This is a genomic window from Stenotrophomonas sp. CFBP 13718 (assembly GCF_014842145.1).
Classification (GTDB): domain Bacteria; phylum Pseudomonadota; class Gammaproteobacteria; order Xanthomonadales; family Xanthomonadaceae; genus Stenotrophomonas.
Genome location: NZ_JACYVC010000001.1, coordinates 346,143 through 362,854, shown reverse-complemented (window position 1 = coordinate 362,854; position 16,712 = coordinate 346,143). Strand labels below are relative to the sequence as shown.

Here is a 16,712-nt window from a genome sequence, read left to right as displayed (position 1 = left end):
TACTCATCACGGGGCAATGGGCTGGGTGGCGATGAATGCAGCGAACTCTTCGTTGAAGTGCTCATCCACGCCGTTGGAAGCGGCTACCCGCAGGGGAACGTACACCGTGCCGCCCGGTGCGACAGGCTGCGGATCCGAGCGGTTCCACGCGGCGCTGCCCAACTGCTGCACGCGGCCGTCGGGTTGGATCACGAACAGCAGATCCGGATCGGCTGCCACCGTTGCGGGGCAGCTTCGCAGATAGGCCTTGGCATCGCGCCTGGGCTCATGGTCGAGGGTGCATGCCTGCGCCACGGCGCCGATGACGCGGACGGTTGTCGGGCGGGCAGGCAGCTGCACAACGTCACCCTGCTGCAGCACGGGGTTCTGCAGCGGCTGTACCTGGAGCAGGCGCATGTCCATCAGTTGCGGGATGATGCGTCCGGTAGGCGCGTGTGCCTGGAGCCACACCGACAGCGAGGCGGCTGCCTCGGCAAGAACCGGTGAGGGACTGCGCTGCAGCTCCGCCAGATCGTGGGCGAGGCCGGCGCGAAGGCGCACCTGTTGCGCACGCTCGTGCTCACGAAGCAGCGCGGCGCCAAGGAGATACGCCGTGTCACGCGGTTGCGCGGCGATCAGCAACACGGACAGCCGGCCACCGGGCGGGAGGGTGAACACGCTTTCGCTTTCCGCCTCGCCCGACACCCGCGCCTGGACGGGGAGGTCCGTGGCGGACGGCGTGGCCAGGCCCGAAGTGGGCAGCAGGAAGGCGGTGAGCAGGGCCCATGCACGAAGCTTCATGTGTATCAGTCCTGTGCCTTTCTGTACGGCTTGAGCTGCACCATGTCCACCGCATAGTGCGGCGCAAGATACTGCCTGCTTTTCAGGATGAATCCGGTGGACGGATCGGCCCAGTACACGTTGCGGGCCGTAAGCCCCCCTGACAGCGTCTCTTCGAACCGCAACAGCGTGACCTTGCGGCCAAGGATCTCCACCGACTCGCTGCCGGCCCGGCTGAGCGTGCCCGTTACCTTGACGCCCAGCGCGTACGCGGGAACCCAGTCGTATTCGCGTGACACGGTGACCGGCGCGCCCAGGGACAGCAGCCGGGAGAAGGGGGAGGCGCCCACGATCCGCGTCTGATAACTGCGGCCCAGACCCGATGTGCCGCGCAGCAGGCCCGTGTCGTCCAGCTGGAACACAGCGAGCGAGCCGGCGAACCAGCTCTGCTGCGCACCGTCGATTGCGCCGAGCACCATGACCGCACTCAGATCCGGAGCGGAGAGCTGGACCTGTGGAAACCGGTTGGCCGCGACCTGCGCAGGCGTCGCCTGTACGTCCCGCTGCAACAACAGACGGAAGCTGTCACTGGTAGAGCGGCTGGCGGAGGTACAGCCACCCAGCACGAGGGTGGCCAGCACGGACGCCAGAATCAACCAGTGCTGCGGTCGCGCGATCGCAGCGCCGGGTGAATCGTGGCAAGCCATATCAGTTGCTTCCGATCTCGTTTTCGGTCCGCGCTGCGGTGTACAGGATGCTGGTGAAAGGCAGCAGCTGGTTCACGAAGCGGTTCCAACGGGTCACACCTGCTGCGCCGACAAACACCACATCGCCCGGCTGCAGCATGAACTGGCTTCCGACGGCGAACGCCACCGGTGAGCGGGCTTCAAGCTGGTAGATCGTGGAGGGCTCGGTCACCAGGTCTTTCGAGCCGCGGATCACGTACACGGCATTGCCGTTCGCGGTCGCCTGGATGACGCCGCGTGCACGGCCGATTGCCTGGTTCAGCGATACGTCGCCGGTGCGAAAGCTGTAGGCACCGGGCAGGTTCACTTCGCCGACGACAAAAATTTCCTTGCGATCCAGATAAGGAACAAAGATGGAATCGCCGTCCTTCAGGAACAGCTGACGGCCGCCGTACTGATTGGCCAGCGTTTCCAGGTTGATCGTGTAGGTGGTGCCGCCGCGACTCAGTCGGATACCCGACAGGTCAGCCTGGCTGGCATTCAGTCCGGTCTGGCTGATGGCATCTGCCAAGGTCAGCGGCGAGGTGCCCAGGGCGATGGGGCTGGAGCGCTCTGCTGCGCCGGTCACCCAGACGCGCTGGCTGCCGTAGTTCAGCACGGACACATCCACCTGCGGCGACTCGATGTACTTGGCCAGCCGCTGGCTGATCTCCTCACGCAGTCGCGCCGGCGTCTTGCCGCGCGCCTCGACCTTGCCAATGTAGGGATAGAACAGGCTGCCATCGCTCTGTACCAGACGCCCGGCGAGGTTGCCCTGCTGCTGCGAGCCGGCTGGCACGGTCAGTTCCGGGTGATCCCAGACGGTGACATACAGCACGTCACCCACGCCGACCTGGTAATCCTGCGGCTGGTAATCGAACAGTTCGGCTGGCAGCACCTGCTCGGACTGCGATGCGCGGTCCATGGCAATCAGCTTCGGCGTGATAGCGACCATCTCGAGCCTGCCGTCATCACTCTGCCGGCTGCTGGACACGTCACTGTGACGCAGGTGCTGGCCGGGGGCGAGCAGGCAACCGGTGAGGGCCATGGAGGCCAATGCGGCGAGTGCGATGCAGCTGAACTTCGTTTTCATGAGACTTTCAGATTCCGGCAGGCATAAAAAACCCTCGCCAAGCATTGCCCGGCGAGGGCTGGACTTCAAGCGCGGGGCTTGTCAGCCGCCGGTGCCGCCGGTACCACCTGTGCCGCCACCGCCGCCGGTGCCACCCGTGCCGCCGGTGCCACCACCGCCGTCGCCGCCACCGCCACCGCCGCCGCCGCCCGCATCGTTTTCACCGCTGGAGCTGTCGCCACCAATGCTGTAGAGCACGGCACCGGTAGCAACTGCTGCCACCACGGTGCCGGTGATCGCCGCTGCGGAGTAGCCCGAAGCTGCTTCAGCACCAGCAATCTCCGCGCTCGTTTCTGCGCCGTCAACGGGAGCCTGAACCTGTGCATCCTGAGCCAGGACGGGGGAGGACAGACCCACAAGGGCCAGTACTGCAAACATCTTCTTCATGAACGGGGTCTCCTACTCCGTCGGGGGGATTTGAACGCCCCTATGGTCACGGGTGGCCGTAGGGGGTGTCAAGCCGTTTGCGTCATAAATTCTTGATCTGCGGACAATTTCACGTTATCCGCGCTACTTTTTACCGTGGATCGCGCTGCGGTCGAACTCTTTCGCCGCGCCGGACAGCATCTTGGCCAGTTCCACCACCGCCTGATGCGTGCGCAGCTGGGGCAGCATGAGCGGAACACAGCCGCCGAGAAGCAGGGCAAGGGCGACCCAGTGGGCAGGCAGCCGCCATGGCTTCTTCTCCCGGCCGAGGACCCACGCGGTACCAAGCGCCCCCAGTGCCAGACCGGCACCGATTTCCGACCAGGAATGCGCGTTCAACGGAATACGCGAATACCCGATCGCCGCTGCAAGCGCGAATCCGAGCAAAGCGGCCCACCGTGGTGATCGGCCGACCGCGACATACATCACCATGGGCCACACCGCTGCCGACATCGCCGCATGACCGCTGAAGCCGGTGAAGTCCAGCCGCGCCACGCCGATGCCCCAGCCGAGGAAGGCCAGCTTGGATGCCAGGACAGTCAGCCCCACCACCGACAATGCCAGTGCCCAGCGGACGTACCACGTCGTGTCAGTGCGCCAACCGACAATCAGCAGCACGGCCGCCATTGGCAGCAGCACGCGGCTGTCGCCGAGCAGAGAGAGGAAGTCCCAGGGGGAGGGCATGCAGTCCGGACGTCGTGCGGGCAGGGTGAGTCAGCATACGGGGCTGTGAACATGCGGAGCTGACCGCGCGCCATCCGAGGTAGTGCTGCCCGCCGCCACGCTGTATCCTTCACACCCTCGATCTGGCCCCGTAGCTCAGCTGGATAGAGCGTCCCCCTCCTAAGGGGAAGGTCGCCCGTTCGAATCGGGCCGGGGTCACCAGAATTCCAAGCGCCAAGCACCGCCGTCTAGGCGGCATCAGCAGGCGCAGGTCAGTGCCGCGAATCCGCGCGCCGACGACCCGGCAGGAACCTCGCCTCCGATAGCGGTTGCGTCGCATGACAGCCGATGCATTCAATCAGCAATCGGCCATCGGCCGGGCTGCTTTCAATCTGCCGCTGCCCGCAGGTATTGCAGAACAAAGAAAGACTGAGAAAACCGGTGGCGCCCCTATCAGACGGATCAATCAGTTCGATGCAGAAGTAATGGGCCGTGGTCATGGGGTGGTGCCATTCGGGGACGTGACTGTGTATCAGTCTCGCCGTGAATTCGATGCAGACGTTCGGCACGACGGCGCGTCCCAGCCCCTTTTGACGCGCCCCCCCCCCAACAGGAAGCTTGCCCCCGGCATCTACGCCAGCCCGCACTACGCTTGCGCCTGCGCCATTGGTAGAGTGCGGACTCACTCGGGAGGAAGTCAGATGCCGCAGCACGGATGCCCCACGCGGTCCTTCCTCTGCGGCGCAGCGCTCTGCCTGCTGGTGAGCGCGGCGCCCGCATCCGCAATCGCCCAGAACGCGCTGCAAGCCGCAGGGCCCGTCGTCGACATGGCCTCCGTCCAGGTCGCCGGCGAGCAGCCCGGTCCCGGTCTCTGGAAAATCACGTCGCCGCAAGGCCATGTTCTTTGGCTGCTCGGCACGGTGTCGCCGATTCCTGCAGGCGTGCAGTGGCGTTCCACCGAGGTAGAGCAGGCCATTGCCGGCGCTGACCATGTGTTGGGTCCGCCGGGCTGGATGCCGGACGTAAAGATCGGGGTGTTCCGCGGGCTGACGCTGCTGCCGCTGGCGCTCAGAACCGCCAAGGACCCGCAGGGCCGCACGCTGCAGGAGATCATCGAGCCAGCGACGTACGCGCGTTGGTTGACGCTCAAGCAGACCTACCTCGGGCGCGACCGGGGCGTGGAGAACAAGCGCCCGATGATTGCCTCGGGAGAGCTCTACAGTGCTTTCCTGAAGCGCAATGGCTTACGCGAGAGCAAGCAGGTGACCGAGGCGCTGGAGCGCATCTACAAGGACAACGACCTGGTGCCGGAAGAGGCGCGGGTGAAGTTGAAGATCGACGACGCCCGCGATGCGCTGAAGGAACTGCGCGGCACCGAAGTCGATGACCGTGCCTGCTTTGCGCGCACGCTGGATACGGTGGAGTTCGATGCGCCGGTGCTGCGGGAGCGTGCCAATGCGTGGGCGGCCGGTGACATCGCGGCGCTGCGGCGGCTCGCATTGCCAGCAATGGCGCGGACCTGCATGGGCGTGGTGCACGATTCGGAATTCGCGCGTCGCCGTGGCTGGAACGACCTGCCGGCGCAGACCAGGGCGCAGTGGCTCGGGCTGGTGGACAAGGCGCTGGCGCAGCACGCGATTACCTTTTCCACGGCGCCGGTGAGTCTCTTGCTGGGCAGGGAGGATTACCTGGGGGCGTTGGCGGCGCGGGGGTATGGGGTGGAGGCGCCGCCGGAGTAGGGGCGGGGAAATTTGCCGGGGGATTTGCGGCGGGGGATTNGGCCCCCGCAGCCGACTGAAGTCGGCTCTACCAGCGGCGCTGGCTCCGCCCAGCCGACTGAAGTCGGCTCTACCCGTGGCGCTTGGTCCCCGCAGCCGACTGAAGTCGGCTCTACCCGTGGTTCAGTGCGACAGCGGCAGGCGGGCGGTGAAGGTGGTGCCGGTGTCTGCGGCCGATGCGGCGGTCAGGGTGCCGCCGTGGGACAGGGCGATCTGCGCGGCGATATACAGCCCCAGTCCAAGGCCGGAATCCAGCCGCTGGTCGCCGGAGCGGTGGAAGGGCTTGAACAGGGTGTCCTTCGATCCTTCCGGGATGGCGCCGTGGTTCTGCACTTCCAGGGTCATGTCGCGGTCGTCCGCGCGCCCGCGGAGCACGATGGGCTCGCCCTGTTGTCCGTGGATCGCGGCGTTGATCAGCAGGTTGCTGATCAGCTGGCCCAGGCGGTCCACGTCGCAGTTCACCACCGCGGGAAGATCGAGGTCGATTTCCAGCGGGCAGCCGGGGTAGGGCGCCAGCGCCTGCTGGCTCACCCGGGTCAGGATGGCGGACAGGCCGGTGCAGGGTTTGATGCGCAGGGCCAGCCCGGATCCCAGCCGCCCGCGGGCGAAATCCAGGGTCACGTCGATCAACTCGGCCATCCGGTCCGCGCTGTCGTCCAGGTGCTGCAGCAGGTTCTGTTGGGCAGGCGATGCGGCCGACAGCGCCAGCAGTTCCGAGGTGACGCGGATGGCCTGTAATGGATTGCGTAGATCGTGCGCAAGCACGGCGATGAACTCCTCGCGCTCGCGGCCTTCTTCACGCAGCGCGCTGTTGACCATTTCCGATGCCTGCAGCCGCTGTTCGGAGTGGGCGAGCGAGGCGCTGGAGGTGTGCTCGACCGCACCGACCTGCTCGGCGACGACCTTGGCCAGCGCGTGCATGGCCCGCAGGCTTTCGTCGGTGACCTGGCGAGGCTCCGGGTCCAGCGTGCACAGGGTGCCGTAGACGCGCCCATCGGCAAGGACCACCGGCACCGAGATGTAGCTGCGGAACCCATGCGCGGCCGGAATCGGACTGCTGCAGTGGATGGGGTCCTGCTGGGAGTCGCTGAACCAGACCGCCGCACCGGTCGCGGTGACGTCGCGGCAGAAGGTATTGATCAGGTCCAGGCGCAGGCCGGCAGAGATGCCCATGCCGGCACGGTCCAGCGCATGGATGGCGCGCCATTCGTCATTGCTGACCTCCCCGACCAGTGCCACGCGCATGCCGCTGACCGCACACGCCAGCTCAAGGCAGGAGTGGAACGAGGGGAACGTACCGTCCTTGGAAGGAATTCTGCGCATCTGGCGGCTTACGCTTTCAAGGGCCTTCGGACCCCTGCAGGAAAAAGTGAGGTGTCGATTGTGACATCTCGGACGCGCGGGCGCAGTTCGTGCGTCGTGGGTCTGATCCTGAAGAGTTAAGGAGATTGCGCGCAATTCGCTGATTTTGTTGCCCGCGTGGCAGGTGGGTGTCCGGAAATGCGCACTGCCTTGCAGAACGCCGGGTGGCAGACGCGCTAGGTTGAAAGCGACAGGGGTTGTCGTATTTGTTGTCGCGGAGAGATCGCCATGCACCTGTTGCTTGCTCTGTCTGAAGTGGCCATCGGCTTCGCCTGCTTGCTTGGGGTAGTGCATCTGGCTCAGCGGCAGCGTGAGCGGCGCCGCACTCGCCGTGGTACGGAGGGGCGGCACTTTTCAGATAAGTCCCATTGAGTGCATGAGGACCCAGGCTTAGCTTCGGCGGGCAGTTATCCGCTGCCTGTGCCCTGTTGACGGCGCCGACGATGCACTGCCTGCGGCAGGTGTCGTGCGCCCGGAGATTCATGACGACTTCGCTTTCTGTGCCGCGATCGGCTTCTTTGCAGCTGACCTCTCTTTTTTCCGGCCGCGATACGGCGGTAAGCGCCCGGGAGGCATACCCATGCGCCTGAGACGCTTTCGCTATGCGTACGCCAAGCTGCGCAGCTGGCATGTCGGAGTGCTTGTTGCCGTGTCCTGCGCCGCGCGTTACGTGATCACCGGTGACAGCGGCCAGGTGCGTTCTCATGGTGGATGGCGCAAGTCGCGGCTGCGCAGTGCAGCCGCCGGGGACCGCGACTGATCGGCGCGGCCTGACGCTTGCCGCACGCGATTCCAGCCCGGTCCTATAGGACACAGCGGAGCGCCCGCCTACTTTGTGCCACGGCAATTACGCCTCTTTCTGCTGCCTCGGCGCCCGCGGTGCCGGGTCATCCAATGAGAAACCCTCATGTCCTCGATCAAGATTGTTTCGCTTTCGCTGCTGGCCCTCGCCGGCATGCAGTCCGCCTCCGCCTTCGCTGATGACGGCAGCTATTATGTCGCCGGCCGTGTCGTGGCAGCCGAGCACAAGGCGCGTGAGATGGCCGACAGCGCCCGTCCGGGTATCGGCGCGTTTGTGCCGGGCAAGCAGGACGACAAGTTCACCACCGGCTCGTTCGCACTGGGCTACACGTACAACAACGGGTGGCGCGTGGAGGGTGAATACACCCTGCCGAAGACCGACACGTTCACCAGTGGGTCGACCACCTTCCCGCTCAGCAACAACGTGCATTACATCGAGGCACAGCGCCTGATGGCCAATGTGTACCGCGATTTCGCCATCACCGACCAGGTGTCGCTGTACGGTTCGGTCGGCATCGGTATCGCCCGCCTGAAGTCTGATGGATGGCAGGGCACGGTTGCGCGCCAGTACAACGTCGGCCGCCAGGACAACCTGTCGTGGTCGCTGGGCGCCGGTGTGGCGTATTCCCCGATCGATAAGCTGACCCTCGATCTGGGCTACCGCTACGTCGACATGGGTCGTACCGAAAGTGGCTGGAATGCGTTCCCGAACGCGCGTTCGCTGCAGGACGAAAAGATGAGCGCCAACCTGGTGTCGAGCGAAATCTACCTCGGCGGCCGTTACGCCTTCTGATCTGACGGGACGAGGTGGGGCCGCTGTGTCCGCCGAGCTTGGCTTGGTGCGACAGGGCGGCCCCTCTTCATTGGCGGGCAATGACCCGCTGGCGTGGAGCTGACATGGAATACATGATCGCCCTGTTGAAGGATATGGCGCTGGTCCCGGTGACCCTGCTGCCGATCATCAACCCGCTGAGCATCGCCTCGATTTTCGTTTCGTCCGTCGGCAACAAGCACGGACTTGCGCGCCTGCTTGCACGGCAGATCGGGATGAACGTGGCATGGGTGATCATCGCGTCGATGCTGGTCGGCACCTACGTGCTGACCGTTTTCGGCATTTCGCTGGCGGTGGTGCGCTTTGGTGGTGGGCTGCTGGTCGCGGCGAGTGCATGGCGGATGCTGGCGCCCCGCCCCGATACGTCGCCGACCGCGCATGAGACCGAGGCAGCGGGCATTGCGGATGACCAGTTGATGCAGCGCAGTTTCTATCCGCTGACGTTTCCGTTGACCACCGGTCCGGGTGTGATTTCCGCCTGCATCACCCTGGGCGCACACGGTGAATCGATGAACCCGCTGCACCCGCTGCACTTCCTGTCGGGCGCGATCGTTGCGGTCGGCGGGGCGCTGATGGTGGCGGTGGTGATCTACCTGATCCTGCGCAACTCGATCGTGGTGGTCACGCGCCTGGGGCCCTCCGGCGCGGTGGTGATGCAGCAACTGGTGGCCTTCGTGCTGTTGTGCATCGGCATCCAGCTGGTGTGGTCAGGCTGGCTGGATCTGAGCGCAACGTAGGGCGGACTTCAGTCGGCTGGTTTCGACGGGCTGGGTAGAGCCGACTTCAGTCGGCTGGTTTCAACAGGGCCGGGTAGAGCCGACTTCAGTCGGCTGGGACAACTACAGCCGACTGACGTCGGCTCTACCTCTCCAATCAACGGCAGCCGACTGAAGTCGGCTCTACCCGGTTGACCCACCCCTCAGCGCCAGCACCGCTTTCAGCGTGGGCTGAGCAGTTCCAGCAGCTGGCGCAGGCGATAGGGTTTGGGCAGGAACTCGACGTGGCCGGGCAGGGGCGGCAGCTGCGAGCGGGCGTAGCCGGATGACAGGATCATGCGGGCGCCGGGCTGGGCGCGGGCGACGTGCTCGCTCAGTTCGATGCCGGACATGCCATTGGGCATGCTGACATCGCTGAATACCACGTCGTACTCGCGTTCGCTTTCCATCATCGCCACGGCCTCGTGGCCGTCTGCGGTGGTGTCCACGGCGATGCCCATGTCCTGCAGGGCCAGCCCGATCATGTCGCGCAGGTCTTCCTGGTCTTCGACCATGAGTACGCGGATGGGGTCAGTCATTGGCGGGAACCTCCAGGGCAGGCAGCAGCAGGCTGACTGTCGTACCACCACCTTCGGTGCTCGACACGTCGACGAATCCGCCGCATTGGGTAATGAATCCGAACACCTGGCTCAGGCCCAACCCGCTGCCTTGGCCGATGTCCTTGGTCGTGAAAAACGGTTCGCTGGCCCGTGCTGCGATATCCGGTGCCATGCCATGGCCTTCATCCTGGACCCGGATGGCGACGAAATCACGGTAGGTCGGGGTGTCGGCCTGCGGGTCCAGCCGGCGCTCCAGGTCGCCGATGATACAGATATGCCCACCCTCGGGCATGGCGTCGCAGGCGTTGCCCACCAGATTGAACAGGGCCGCCTCCAGCTGCGAGGGGTCCAGCAGCACGTCGGGCAGTACCCGGGTGACCTGCAGTTGCAGTGTGTGTTTGGCCAGGCAGCGCTGCTGCAGGGCGGCCAGCGCAGGCTGCAGCCAATCGGCCGTGGACACACGCTCCCGCACCAGGGTCTGGCCGGCGCCGAAGGCAAGCAATTGGCGGGTGAGCAGCGCGCCGCGGTCGGCTGCCGCCTGCGCGTTGCCGATCAGCCGTTCGGTCGTGTCGTCTTTGTCACAGCGCAGCGCGATGAGGTCCAGGGCGTTGTGGATGGTGGTCAGGAGGTTGTTGAACTCGTGCGCCAGGCCGCGGCTGAGCTGGCTGACTTTCTCGAACTGTTGGGTGCTGGCCAGCGCCCGCTGCGCGTCACGCAGCAATACCTGGGCCTGGTAGCTTTCGGTGATATCGCGGGTGACCTTGACGAAGCCCACCAGCACCTCGGATTCAAATACCGGCTCGATGACCACGCTCGCCCGGAACCGGCTGCCATCACTGCGTAGCCGCCAGCCTTCGCCGGCGTAGCGTCCTTCACGTGCGGCAATGTCCAACGAACGGCCCGGCTCGCCCGCATCGCGGTCAGTGGGGCAGTGGAAGCGACTGAAATGCGTACCGATGACGTCGTCGGCCGGGTATCCCTTGATCCGCTCCGCCCCTGGGTTCCAGCTGCATACCAGGCCATCCGTGTCGAGCAGGTACAGGGCGTGATCAGTGACGCTCTCGATGAGAAGCTTCAACTGTTGGCTGGACTCTGTCTGTGAGGTGAGCTTGGTGACGGCGTTTACCACGAGACTGCGCTGAAGACCCCTGAGGCCGGTGAAGCTAGAAGCGATAGTGTGAAGGATCTGTGTAGGTGGGCGCGTGCCGAAAGTCGTGCAGGAAACGACGGTCATTCAGTTACCATCTCACTTCTTTGTGCCGGGATCTCACTCCATGACCTCTGCTTCAAGCACGCGCGACCCCTGGGTGTGGGGGCTGTCTGCCGCTTTGTTGGCCTCTACCGCGGCGCTTGAACTGGTTGTCCCGCTTGGATATGCGGTCTGGTTGGCCTATTTCCTCGCCATTGGCGTGACAGTGTTCCAGCGCCATGCGGGGTTGCCGCTGCTGGTGGCCGTCGCCGCCTGCATCTTCCTCGCAGTGGGCTACAACATCGCACCGGCGAGCACCAATTCAGCTTTCTCGTTCGTCAACCGCACCATTGGCGGCTTTGCCTTCCTGATGATCGCGCTGATCGTCAACCGCGCAATCCAGGCGCGCCGCGAAGCCTCCGAAGCACTCTGGCTTCAGGAGAGTGAAAACGTGGTGGCGATGAGCCTGCGCGGTGACCTCGGCCCGGAAAAGATCGCCGAGGCCGCCATGACCACGCTGGCCGAGCAGTTGAACGCGCAGACCGCCGTCATGTTTCGCATCGAAAACCATCAGTTGCTGTTGACCGGTGGCGTGGCGCTGCCAGGCGGCATACCGCAGTCGCTGGGGCTGGCCGAGGGCCAGCTGGGGCAGGTGGTCCGCGAGGGCAAGGTCCGTCACCTGCGCGAGGTGGAGGGCAGCGTGCTGAAGATCAGTTCCAGCCTGGGCGACACCCCCCTGCGTGAGCGCCTGCTGGCGCCGATCCTCAGCGACGATGTCATTGTTGGCGTGGTCGAGTTGGGTCGCATCCGTCCGGGGCGCGTTCCGCACCTCGACCGCGTGCTGCTGGAGCGCTGCGCCGACACCATCGGCATCGCACTGCGCGCGGCCGTGCTGCGCGCAAGGTTGGCCGAGCTGCTGGAGGAATCGCAGCGCCAGGGTGAAGAGTTGCAGGCACAGCAGGAAGAACTGCGCGTGTCCAACGAAGAGCTGGAAGAGCAGAGCCGCAGCCTGCTGCACTCCCAGACCAACCTGGAGCAGCAGCAGGCGGAAATGGAACAGACCAACGTGCAGCTGGAAGAGCGCACGCACGAGCTGGAAGGGCAGAAGCAGGCGCTGCTGATCGCGCAGGCTGCGCTGGTGCGCAACTCCAACGAGCTGTCTGCCGCCTCGCGCTACAAGTCCGAGTTCCTGGCCAACATGTCGCACGAGCTGCGGACGCCACTGAACAGTTCGTTGATCCTGGCCAAGCTGCTGTCCGACAACCGCGACGGCACGTTGAGCGATGAGCAGGTCAAGTACGCGCAGGCCATCCTGTCGTCGAACAATGACCTGTTGTCGTTGATCAACGACATCCTGGACCTGGCCCGCATCGAAGCCGGCCATGTGGAACTGTCCGATGAGGTGGTGGTGGTCGACGGCGCGCTGCAGCGGCTGCGCGAAACGTTCGAGCCGCTGGCGCGCGAGAAAGGGCTGGCACTGGAGATCGTGGCCGATGCCGGTGCACCCAGCCAGTTCACCGCAGACAGCCAGCGCCTGCAGCAGATCCTGAAGAACCTGTTGGCCAACGCGGTCAAGTTCACCGAACACGGCACGGTCAGCCTGCAGGTGCAGGCCGTGGCCCCTGACCGGGTGCGCTTCGTGGTGCGCGACAGCGGTATCGGCATCGCCGCCGAACAACTGGACGCCGTGTTCGAAGCGTTCCGCCAGGCCGACGGCAGCACGCGTCGCCGCTATGGCGGCACCGGTCTTGGGCTTTCGATTTCGCGCGACCTCGCCACCCGCATGGGCGGCGACATCCGGGTGCAAAGCGAGCTGGGCCGTGGCAGCACCTTCTCGTTGGAATTGCCGTTGAGCGGCTCGCCCGAACAGGCCGACGCGCCACCGACGATGGGCAGCGCGCACGCCACCTCGACGCCTGCCAGCCCTCGTGTGCCTGCAGCGGCGCCGGCCACCATCCCGGTACAGGCCCGCAGTGAAGCCGCAGCGGTATCGGCGTCGCCGTCACTGGTGGCGTGGCAGGCGGCGGCGAACCAGCGTGCCGGTTCCCTGCGCAGCGAGCGGCTGATCCTGGCGGTGGAAGATGACGCCACCTTCGCCGAGGCGCTGGTGACGCTTGCGCGTGAACTGGACTTCGACTGCGTGGTCGCGACCACGGCCGAGGAGGCGCTGACGATGGCGCGCGAGCTGCGCCCGAGTGGCGTGCTGCTGGACATCGGCCTGCCCGATGTGTCCGGGCTGAGCGTGCTGGAGCGCCTGAAGCGCGATCCGTTGACCCGCCACATCCCCGTGCACGTGGTGTCGGGCATGGAGCGCAGCCAGCTGGCGATGGAGCTGGGGGCCATCGGCTATGTGATCAAGCCGGCCACCCGCGAGCGCCTGGTGGAAGCCATCCAGCAGTTGGAAAAGACCAGTCAGCGTGACGTGCGCCGTCTGCTGATCGTCGAGGACGACACCGAACTGCGTGGCAACCTTGAACTGCTGCTGGGCCGCGAACAGCTGCAGATCACCGCTGTCGGCACCATCGCCGAGGCAGTGCAGCAGCTGAGCAGTGCGACCTTCGACTGCATGGTGACCGACCTGGCCCTGCCCGACGGCAGTGGCTACGACCTGCTGGAGTACATGGCCAAGAGCGAGGACGTCGGCTTCCCGCCGGTCATCGTGTACACCGGCCGCGCCTTGGGGCGCGAAGAAGAACAGCGCCTGCGCCGTTACTCCAAGAGCATCATCATCAAGGGGGCTCGTTCGCCGGAGCGCCTGCTCGACGAAGTGACCCTGTTCCTGCACAGCGTGGAGGCCAACCTGCCCACCGACCAGCAGCGCCTGCTGCGCGAGGCGCGTCGACGCGATTCGGTGCTGGATGGCCGCACCGTACTGCTGGCCGAGGACGATGTCCGCAACATCTTCGCCCTGTCCAGCGTGCTGGAGCCGTTGGGGGTGAAGCTGGAGATCGCACGCAACGGTCGCGAGGCCGTGGACCGGCTGGCGACCATGGAAGTGGACCTGGTGCTGATGGACATCATGATGCCTGAAATGGATGGGTTGACCGCCATGCGCGAGATCCGCAGCCAGCGCCAGCACAAGGACCTGCCGATCATCGCGCTGACCGCCAAGGCCATGCCCGATGACCGCGAACGCTGCCTGCAGGCCGGTGCCAACGACTACATCGCCAAGCCCATCGACGTGGACAAGCTGGTGTCGCTGTGCCGGGTGTGGTGCTCGCGGCAATGAACGAGGCGGAGCTGTTCGACCTGGAGTTGAAGGTGCTGGTGGAAGCCATCTACCAGCGCTACCACTACGATTTCCGTAACTATGCGGTGTCGTCGTTGCGGCGGCGCATGCGCCAGGCCATGCAGCGCTATGAGTGCGAGCGGCTGTCTGACCTGCAGCACCGCCTGCTGCATGAGCCGGACCTGTTCGCCCAGGCGATGCAGTTCTTCACCGTGCAGGTGTCGGAGATGTTCCGCGACCCGTCGTACTTCAAGGCGCTGCGCGAGCTGGCGGTGCCGGTGCTGCGCACGTATCCGTCGATCAAGCTGTGGGTAGCCGGCTGCAGTACCGGCGAAGAGGTGTGGTCGCTGGCGATCCTGCTGCAGGAAGAGGGGCTGTTGGATCGCAGCATCATCTACGCGACCGACATCAATCCCTCTGCATTGGCAGCGGCGGAGTCGGGCACCTACGGTATCGACCGGATCGCCCAGTTCAGCCGCAACTATCTGCAGGCCGGCGGCCAGAGCTCGCTGTCGGATTACTACACCACCGGGTACGACGGCGCGGTGTTCGACCGACGCCTGCGCCGCAACGTGGTGTTCGCCGATCACAGCCTGGCCACCGATACCGTGTTCTCCGAAGTCCATCTGGTCTCGTGCCGGAACGTGCTGATCTATTTCAACCGTCCGCTGCAGGATCGCGCCGTGGGGCTGTTCCGCGAGGCGCTGGTGCACCGCGGCTTCCTCGGACTGGGCAGCAAGGAGTCGCTGCAGTTCGGCGAGCACGGCAACGCGTTCGAAACCTGCGCGCGGGAGCAGCGCCTGTACCGGAAGGCGGCCTGATGGGCGCTGCGTTTCCGCGGCTGCTGGTGATCGGCGCCTCTGCCGGGGGCGTCACTGCGTTGCAGCGGGTGCTGGCAGCATTGCCTGCGGCGCTGGGCTGTCCGGTGCTGGTGGTGTTGCACCTGCCGCGGGATCGGCCCAGCCGGATTGCCGAGTTGCTGGATCCGTCGTCGGCATTGACCGTGCGCGAGGCCGAGGACAAGCAACCGCTGGAGCGGGGGACGGTCACCTTCGCACCGCCGGATTACCATCTGCTGGTCGAAGATGCGTCGTCCATTGCGCTGTCGATGGATGCACCGGTGTTGTTCTCGCGTCCCGCCATCGACCCGCTGTTCGAATCGGCGGCTGCCGTGTTTGGTGAGGATGTGTTGGCGATCCTGCTGACGGGAGCCAGCAGTGATGGCAGCGAAGGCGTGGCGGCCGTTCGTGATGCGGGTGGCCAAGCCTGGTTGCAATGCCCCGAAGATGCCGAGGCGTCGATGATGCCCGCTTCGGCCCTGCAGCGTGCCGGTGCCGATGCGGTGCTGACGCTTGAAGAGATATGCAGATGCCTGAAGGATTTGAAATGAACCTGCTTCATCCCGTGGCTGTAGCAGACGCAGCGCCGGTCAATGTGTTGATCGTCGATGACGTGCCGCAGAACCTGGTTGCGATGGAAGCGCTGTTGCGCCGTGATGGACTGCGTATTCTCTGCGCGTCCTCCGGCTATGAGGCGCTGGAGCTGTTGCTGGAACATGATGTCGCCTTGGCGCTGCTGGATGTGCAGATGCCGGAAATGGACGGCTTCGCGCTGGCCGAGCTGATGCGGGGTTCGGCGCGCAGCCGCGATGTGCCGATCATCTTCCTCACGGCCTCGCCGCAGGATCCGGTGCGTGCGTTCAAGGGCTATGAAAGCGGTGCGGTGGACTTCCTGCACAAGCCGATCGAACCGCAGATCATCCTCGGCAAGCTCGGTGTGTTCATCGAGTTGTACGAGCAGAAGCGCTTGCTGAAATCGCGCAACGAGGCGCTGGAGCGCGCGCTGACGCTCAATGAAACGATGATGGCCGTGCTGACCCACGACCTGCGCACGCCGCTGTCGGCGATCCTGTTGTGCGCGGACAAGTTGTCGCTGGACATTCCGCAGGACGCCAGCGCGCAGCAGACGTTGCGGCACCTGGAGACCAGTACCCTGCGCATGGCGCGGATGGTCGACCAGTTGCTCGATTTCTCGCGCATCCGGTCCGGCGGCTTGCGCCTGGAGCGTACGCCGTGCAACGCCGCAAGCGTGGTCACCGCCGTAGTACAGGAAGTGGAACGCGGCCAGGCCAACGCGGCGATCGACGTGCGGCAGTCCGGTGATGCGCGCATGCAGGGCGACCCGGATCGCTTGGCGCAGGTCGTGTCCAACCTGATCGGCAATGCGCTTGTGCACGGTGGCAACGAACCGGTCGAAGTGCAGGTGGACGGCGAGGATCCGGCGCAGGTCGTGCTGCGCGTACGCAATCGCGGGCATATTGGCGACAGCCTGCTGCCGCGCCTGTTCGAGCCGTTCAAAGCCAGCTTCCATGCCAGCAAGGGTTTGGGGCTGGGGTTGTTCATTGCCGACCAGTTCGTGCGCGCACATGGCGGCGAACTGGAAGCACGCAACGAAGCACAGGACGTGGTGTTCGAAGCCCGCCTGCCCCGGCGGGCCTGATC

General features: G+C 65.3%; 16 protein-coding genes and 1 tRNA gene. 9 read left to right on the top strand and 8 right to left on the bottom strand.

Going from position 1 to position 16,712, the window contains the following annotated elements; all coding sequences use genetic code 11:
* Positions 1-6 precede the first annotated feature (6 nt).
* The 5 genes from IFT58_RS01550 to IFT58_RS01530 all read right to left on the bottom strand — a co-directional run bounded on the left by IFT58_RS01550 (position 7) and on the right by IFT58_RS01530 (position 3,669).
* Complete coding sequence (locus IFT58_RS01550) at positions 7-780, bottom strand: capsule biosynthesis GfcC family protein (protein ID WP_192093736.1); 774 nt, start codon at positions 778-780, stop codon at positions 7-9.
* Between the two features lie 5 nt (positions 781-785).
* Entirely contained in the window at positions 786-1,466 is a 681-nt protein-coding gene (locus IFT58_RS01545) for a YjbF family lipoprotein (RefSeq protein WP_192093735.1), read from the bottom strand.
* Between the two features lies 1 nt (position 1,467).
* Complete coding sequence (locus IFT58_RS01540) at positions 1,468-2,577, bottom strand: polysaccharide biosynthesis/export family protein (RefSeq protein ID WP_192080711.1); 1,110 nt, start codon at positions 2,575-2,577, stop codon at positions 1,468-1,470.
* 81 nt (positions 2,578-2,658) lie between these two features.
* Entirely contained in the window at positions 2,659-3,003 is a 345-nt protein-coding gene (locus tag IFT58_RS01535; RefSeq protein WP_192080712.1) for a hypothetical protein, read from the bottom strand.
* Positions 3,004-3,126: 123 nt separating this feature from the next.
* Entirely contained in the window at positions 3,127-3,669 is a 543-nt protein-coding gene (locus IFT58_RS01530) for a phosphatase PAP2 family protein (RefSeq protein WP_249405047.1), read from the bottom strand.
* A gap of 181 nt (positions 3,670-3,850) precedes the next feature.
* Between IFT58_RS01530 and IFT58_RS01525 the strand changes: the two genes are divergently transcribed.
* A tRNA-Arg gene (locus IFT58_RS01525) sits at positions 3,851-3,927 on the top strand.
* Positions 3,928-4,043: 116 nt separating this feature from the next.
* The gene (locus IFT58_RS01520; protein WP_192093734.1) at positions 4,044-5,444 is read left to right on the top strand and encodes a TraB/GumN family protein; all 1,401 of its coding nucleotides are present in this window, start codon (positions 4,044-4,046) and stop codon (positions 5,442-5,444) included.
* 162 nt (positions 5,445-5,606) lie between these two features.
* Here the strand turns inward: IFT58_RS01520 and IFT58_RS01515 are convergent, their stop codons facing one another.
* Positions 5,607-6,806: a GAF domain-containing sensor histidine kinase gene (locus tag IFT58_RS01515; RefSeq protein WP_192093733.1), complete on the bottom strand. Its 1,200-nt coding sequence runs from the start codon at positions 6,804-6,806 to the stop codon at positions 5,607-5,609.
* 619 nt (positions 6,807-7,425) lie between these two features.
* Here IFT58_RS01515 and IFT58_RS01510 point away from each other — a divergent pair.
* The 3 genes from IFT58_RS01510 (at position 7,426) to IFT58_RS01500 (ending at position 9,215) form a co-directional block, all read left to right on the top strand.
* Positions 7,426-7,605: a hypothetical protein gene (locus IFT58_RS01510; protein WP_192079151.1), complete on the top strand. Its 180-nt coding sequence runs from the start codon at positions 7,426-7,428 to the stop codon at positions 7,603-7,605.
* A gap of 147 nt (positions 7,606-7,752) precedes the next feature.
* On the top strand, positions 7,753-8,439 hold the full coding sequence (locus IFT58_RS01505) for an outer membrane beta-barrel protein (RefSeq protein ID WP_192079153.1): 687 nt from the start codon (positions 7,753-7,755) through the stop codon (positions 8,437-8,439).
* A gap of 104 nt (positions 8,440-8,543) precedes the next feature.
* Positions 8,544-9,215, top strand: a complete 672-nt coding sequence (locus IFT58_RS01500) for a MarC family protein (RefSeq protein WP_192079156.1) — start codon at positions 8,544-8,546, stop codon at positions 9,213-9,215.
* Positions 9,216-9,415: 200 nt separating this feature from the next.
* On the opposite strand, the gene IFT58_RS01495 is transcribed toward IFT58_RS01500, so the two are convergent.
* Positions 9,416-9,772 carry a response regulator gene (locus IFT58_RS01495; RefSeq protein ID WP_188324217.1) on the bottom strand — a complete coding sequence of 119 codons (357 nt, stop codon included), beginning with the start codon at positions 9,770-9,772 and terminating at the stop codon, positions 9,416-9,418.
* The gene (locus tag IFT58_RS01490) at positions 9,765-10,922 is read right to left on the bottom strand and encodes an ATP-binding protein (protein WP_342029518.1); all 1,158 of its coding nucleotides are present in this window, start codon (positions 10,920-10,922) and stop codon (positions 9,765-9,767) included. Before IFT58_RS01490 ends, IFT58_RS01495 begins: the two co-directional genes overlap by 8 nt.
* 145 nt (positions 10,923-11,067) lie before the next feature.
* On the opposite strand from IFT58_RS01490, the gene IFT58_RS01485 reads away from it, so the two are divergent.
* From IFT58_RS01485 to IFT58_RS01470, 4 genes are read left to right on the top strand one after another with little or no spacing between them, the layout of a single operon-like run.
* Positions 11,068-14,211 (top strand): response regulator, encoded by a 3,144-nt coding sequence (locus IFT58_RS01485; RefSeq protein ID WP_192079160.1) that lies wholly within the window; start codon positions 11,068-11,070, stop codon positions 14,209-14,211.
* On the top strand, positions 14,208-15,032 hold the full coding sequence (locus IFT58_RS01480; protein ID WP_188324214.1) for a CheR family methyltransferase: 825 nt from the start codon (positions 14,208-14,210) through the stop codon (positions 15,030-15,032). Before IFT58_RS01485 ends, IFT58_RS01480 begins: the two co-directional genes overlap by 4 nt.
* On the top strand, positions 15,032-15,601 hold the full coding sequence (locus IFT58_RS01475; protein WP_188324213.1) for a chemotaxis protein CheB: 570 nt from the start codon (positions 15,032-15,034) through the stop codon (positions 15,599-15,601). The genes IFT58_RS01480 and IFT58_RS01475 overlap by 1 nt, the downstream gene beginning before the upstream one ends.
* Positions 15,598-16,710, top strand: coding sequence for a hybrid sensor histidine kinase/response regulator (locus IFT58_RS01470; protein WP_192093732.1), 1,113 nt, complete (start codon positions 15,598-15,600; stop codon positions 16,708-16,710). Before IFT58_RS01475 ends, IFT58_RS01470 begins: the two co-directional genes overlap by 4 nt.
* The last annotated feature ends 2 nt before the right edge of the window (positions 16,711-16,712 follow it).

Coding starts and splice junctions, on each gene's coding strand:
- IFT58_RS01550 (WP_192093736.1), bottom strand. CDS start 780: ATGAAGCTTCGTGCATGGGCCCTGCTCACCGCCTTCCTGCTGCCCACT.
- IFT58_RS01545 (WP_192093735.1), bottom strand. CDS start 1,466: ATGGCTTGCCACGATTCACCCGGCGCTGCGATCGCGCGACCGCAGCAC.
- IFT58_RS01540 (WP_192080711.1), bottom strand. CDS start 2,577: ATGAAAACGAAGTTCAGCTGCATCGCACTCGCCGCATTGGCCTCCATG.
- IFT58_RS01535 (WP_192080712.1), bottom strand. CDS start 3,003: ATGAAGAAGATGTTTGCAGTACTGGCCCTTGTGGGTCTGTCCTCCCCC.
- IFT58_RS01530 (WP_249405047.1), bottom strand. CDS start 3,669: ATGGCGGCCGTGCTGCTGATTGTCGGTTGGCGCACTGACACGACGTGG.
- IFT58_RS01520 (WP_192093734.1), top strand. CDS start 4,044: ATGACAGCCGATGCATTCAATCAGCAATCGGCCATCGGCCGGGCTGCT.
- IFT58_RS01515 (WP_192093733.1), bottom strand. CDS start 6,806: ATGCGCAGAATTCCTTCCAAGGACGGTACGTTCCCCTCGTTCCACTCC.
- IFT58_RS01510 (WP_192079151.1), top strand. CDS start 7,426: ATGCGCCTGAGACGCTTTCGCTATGCGTACGCCAAGCTGCGCAGCTGG.
- IFT58_RS01505 (WP_192079153.1), top strand. CDS start 7,753: ATGTCCTCGATCAAGATTGTTTCGCTTTCGCTGCTGGCCCTCGCCGGC.
- IFT58_RS01500 (WP_192079156.1), top strand. CDS start 8,544: ATGGAATACATGATCGCCCTGTTGAAGGATATGGCGCTGGTCCCGGTG.
- IFT58_RS01495 (WP_188324217.1), bottom strand. CDS start 9,772: ATGACTGACCCCATCCGCGTACTCATGGTCGAAGACCAGGAAGACCTG.
- IFT58_RS01485 (WP_192079160.1), top strand. CDS start 11,068: ATGACCTCTGCTTCAAGCACGCGCGACCCCTGGGTGTGGGGGCTGTCT.
- IFT58_RS01480 (WP_188324214.1), top strand. CDS start 14,208: ATGAACGAGGCGGAGCTGTTCGACCTGGAGTTGAAGGTGCTGGTGGAA.
- IFT58_RS01475 (WP_188324213.1), top strand. CDS start 15,032: ATGGGCGCTGCGTTTCCGCGGCTGCTGGTGATCGGCGCCTCTGCCGGG.
- IFT58_RS01470 (WP_192093732.1), top strand. CDS start 15,598: ATGAACCTGCTTCATCCCGTGGCTGTAGCAGACGCAGCGCCGGTCAAT.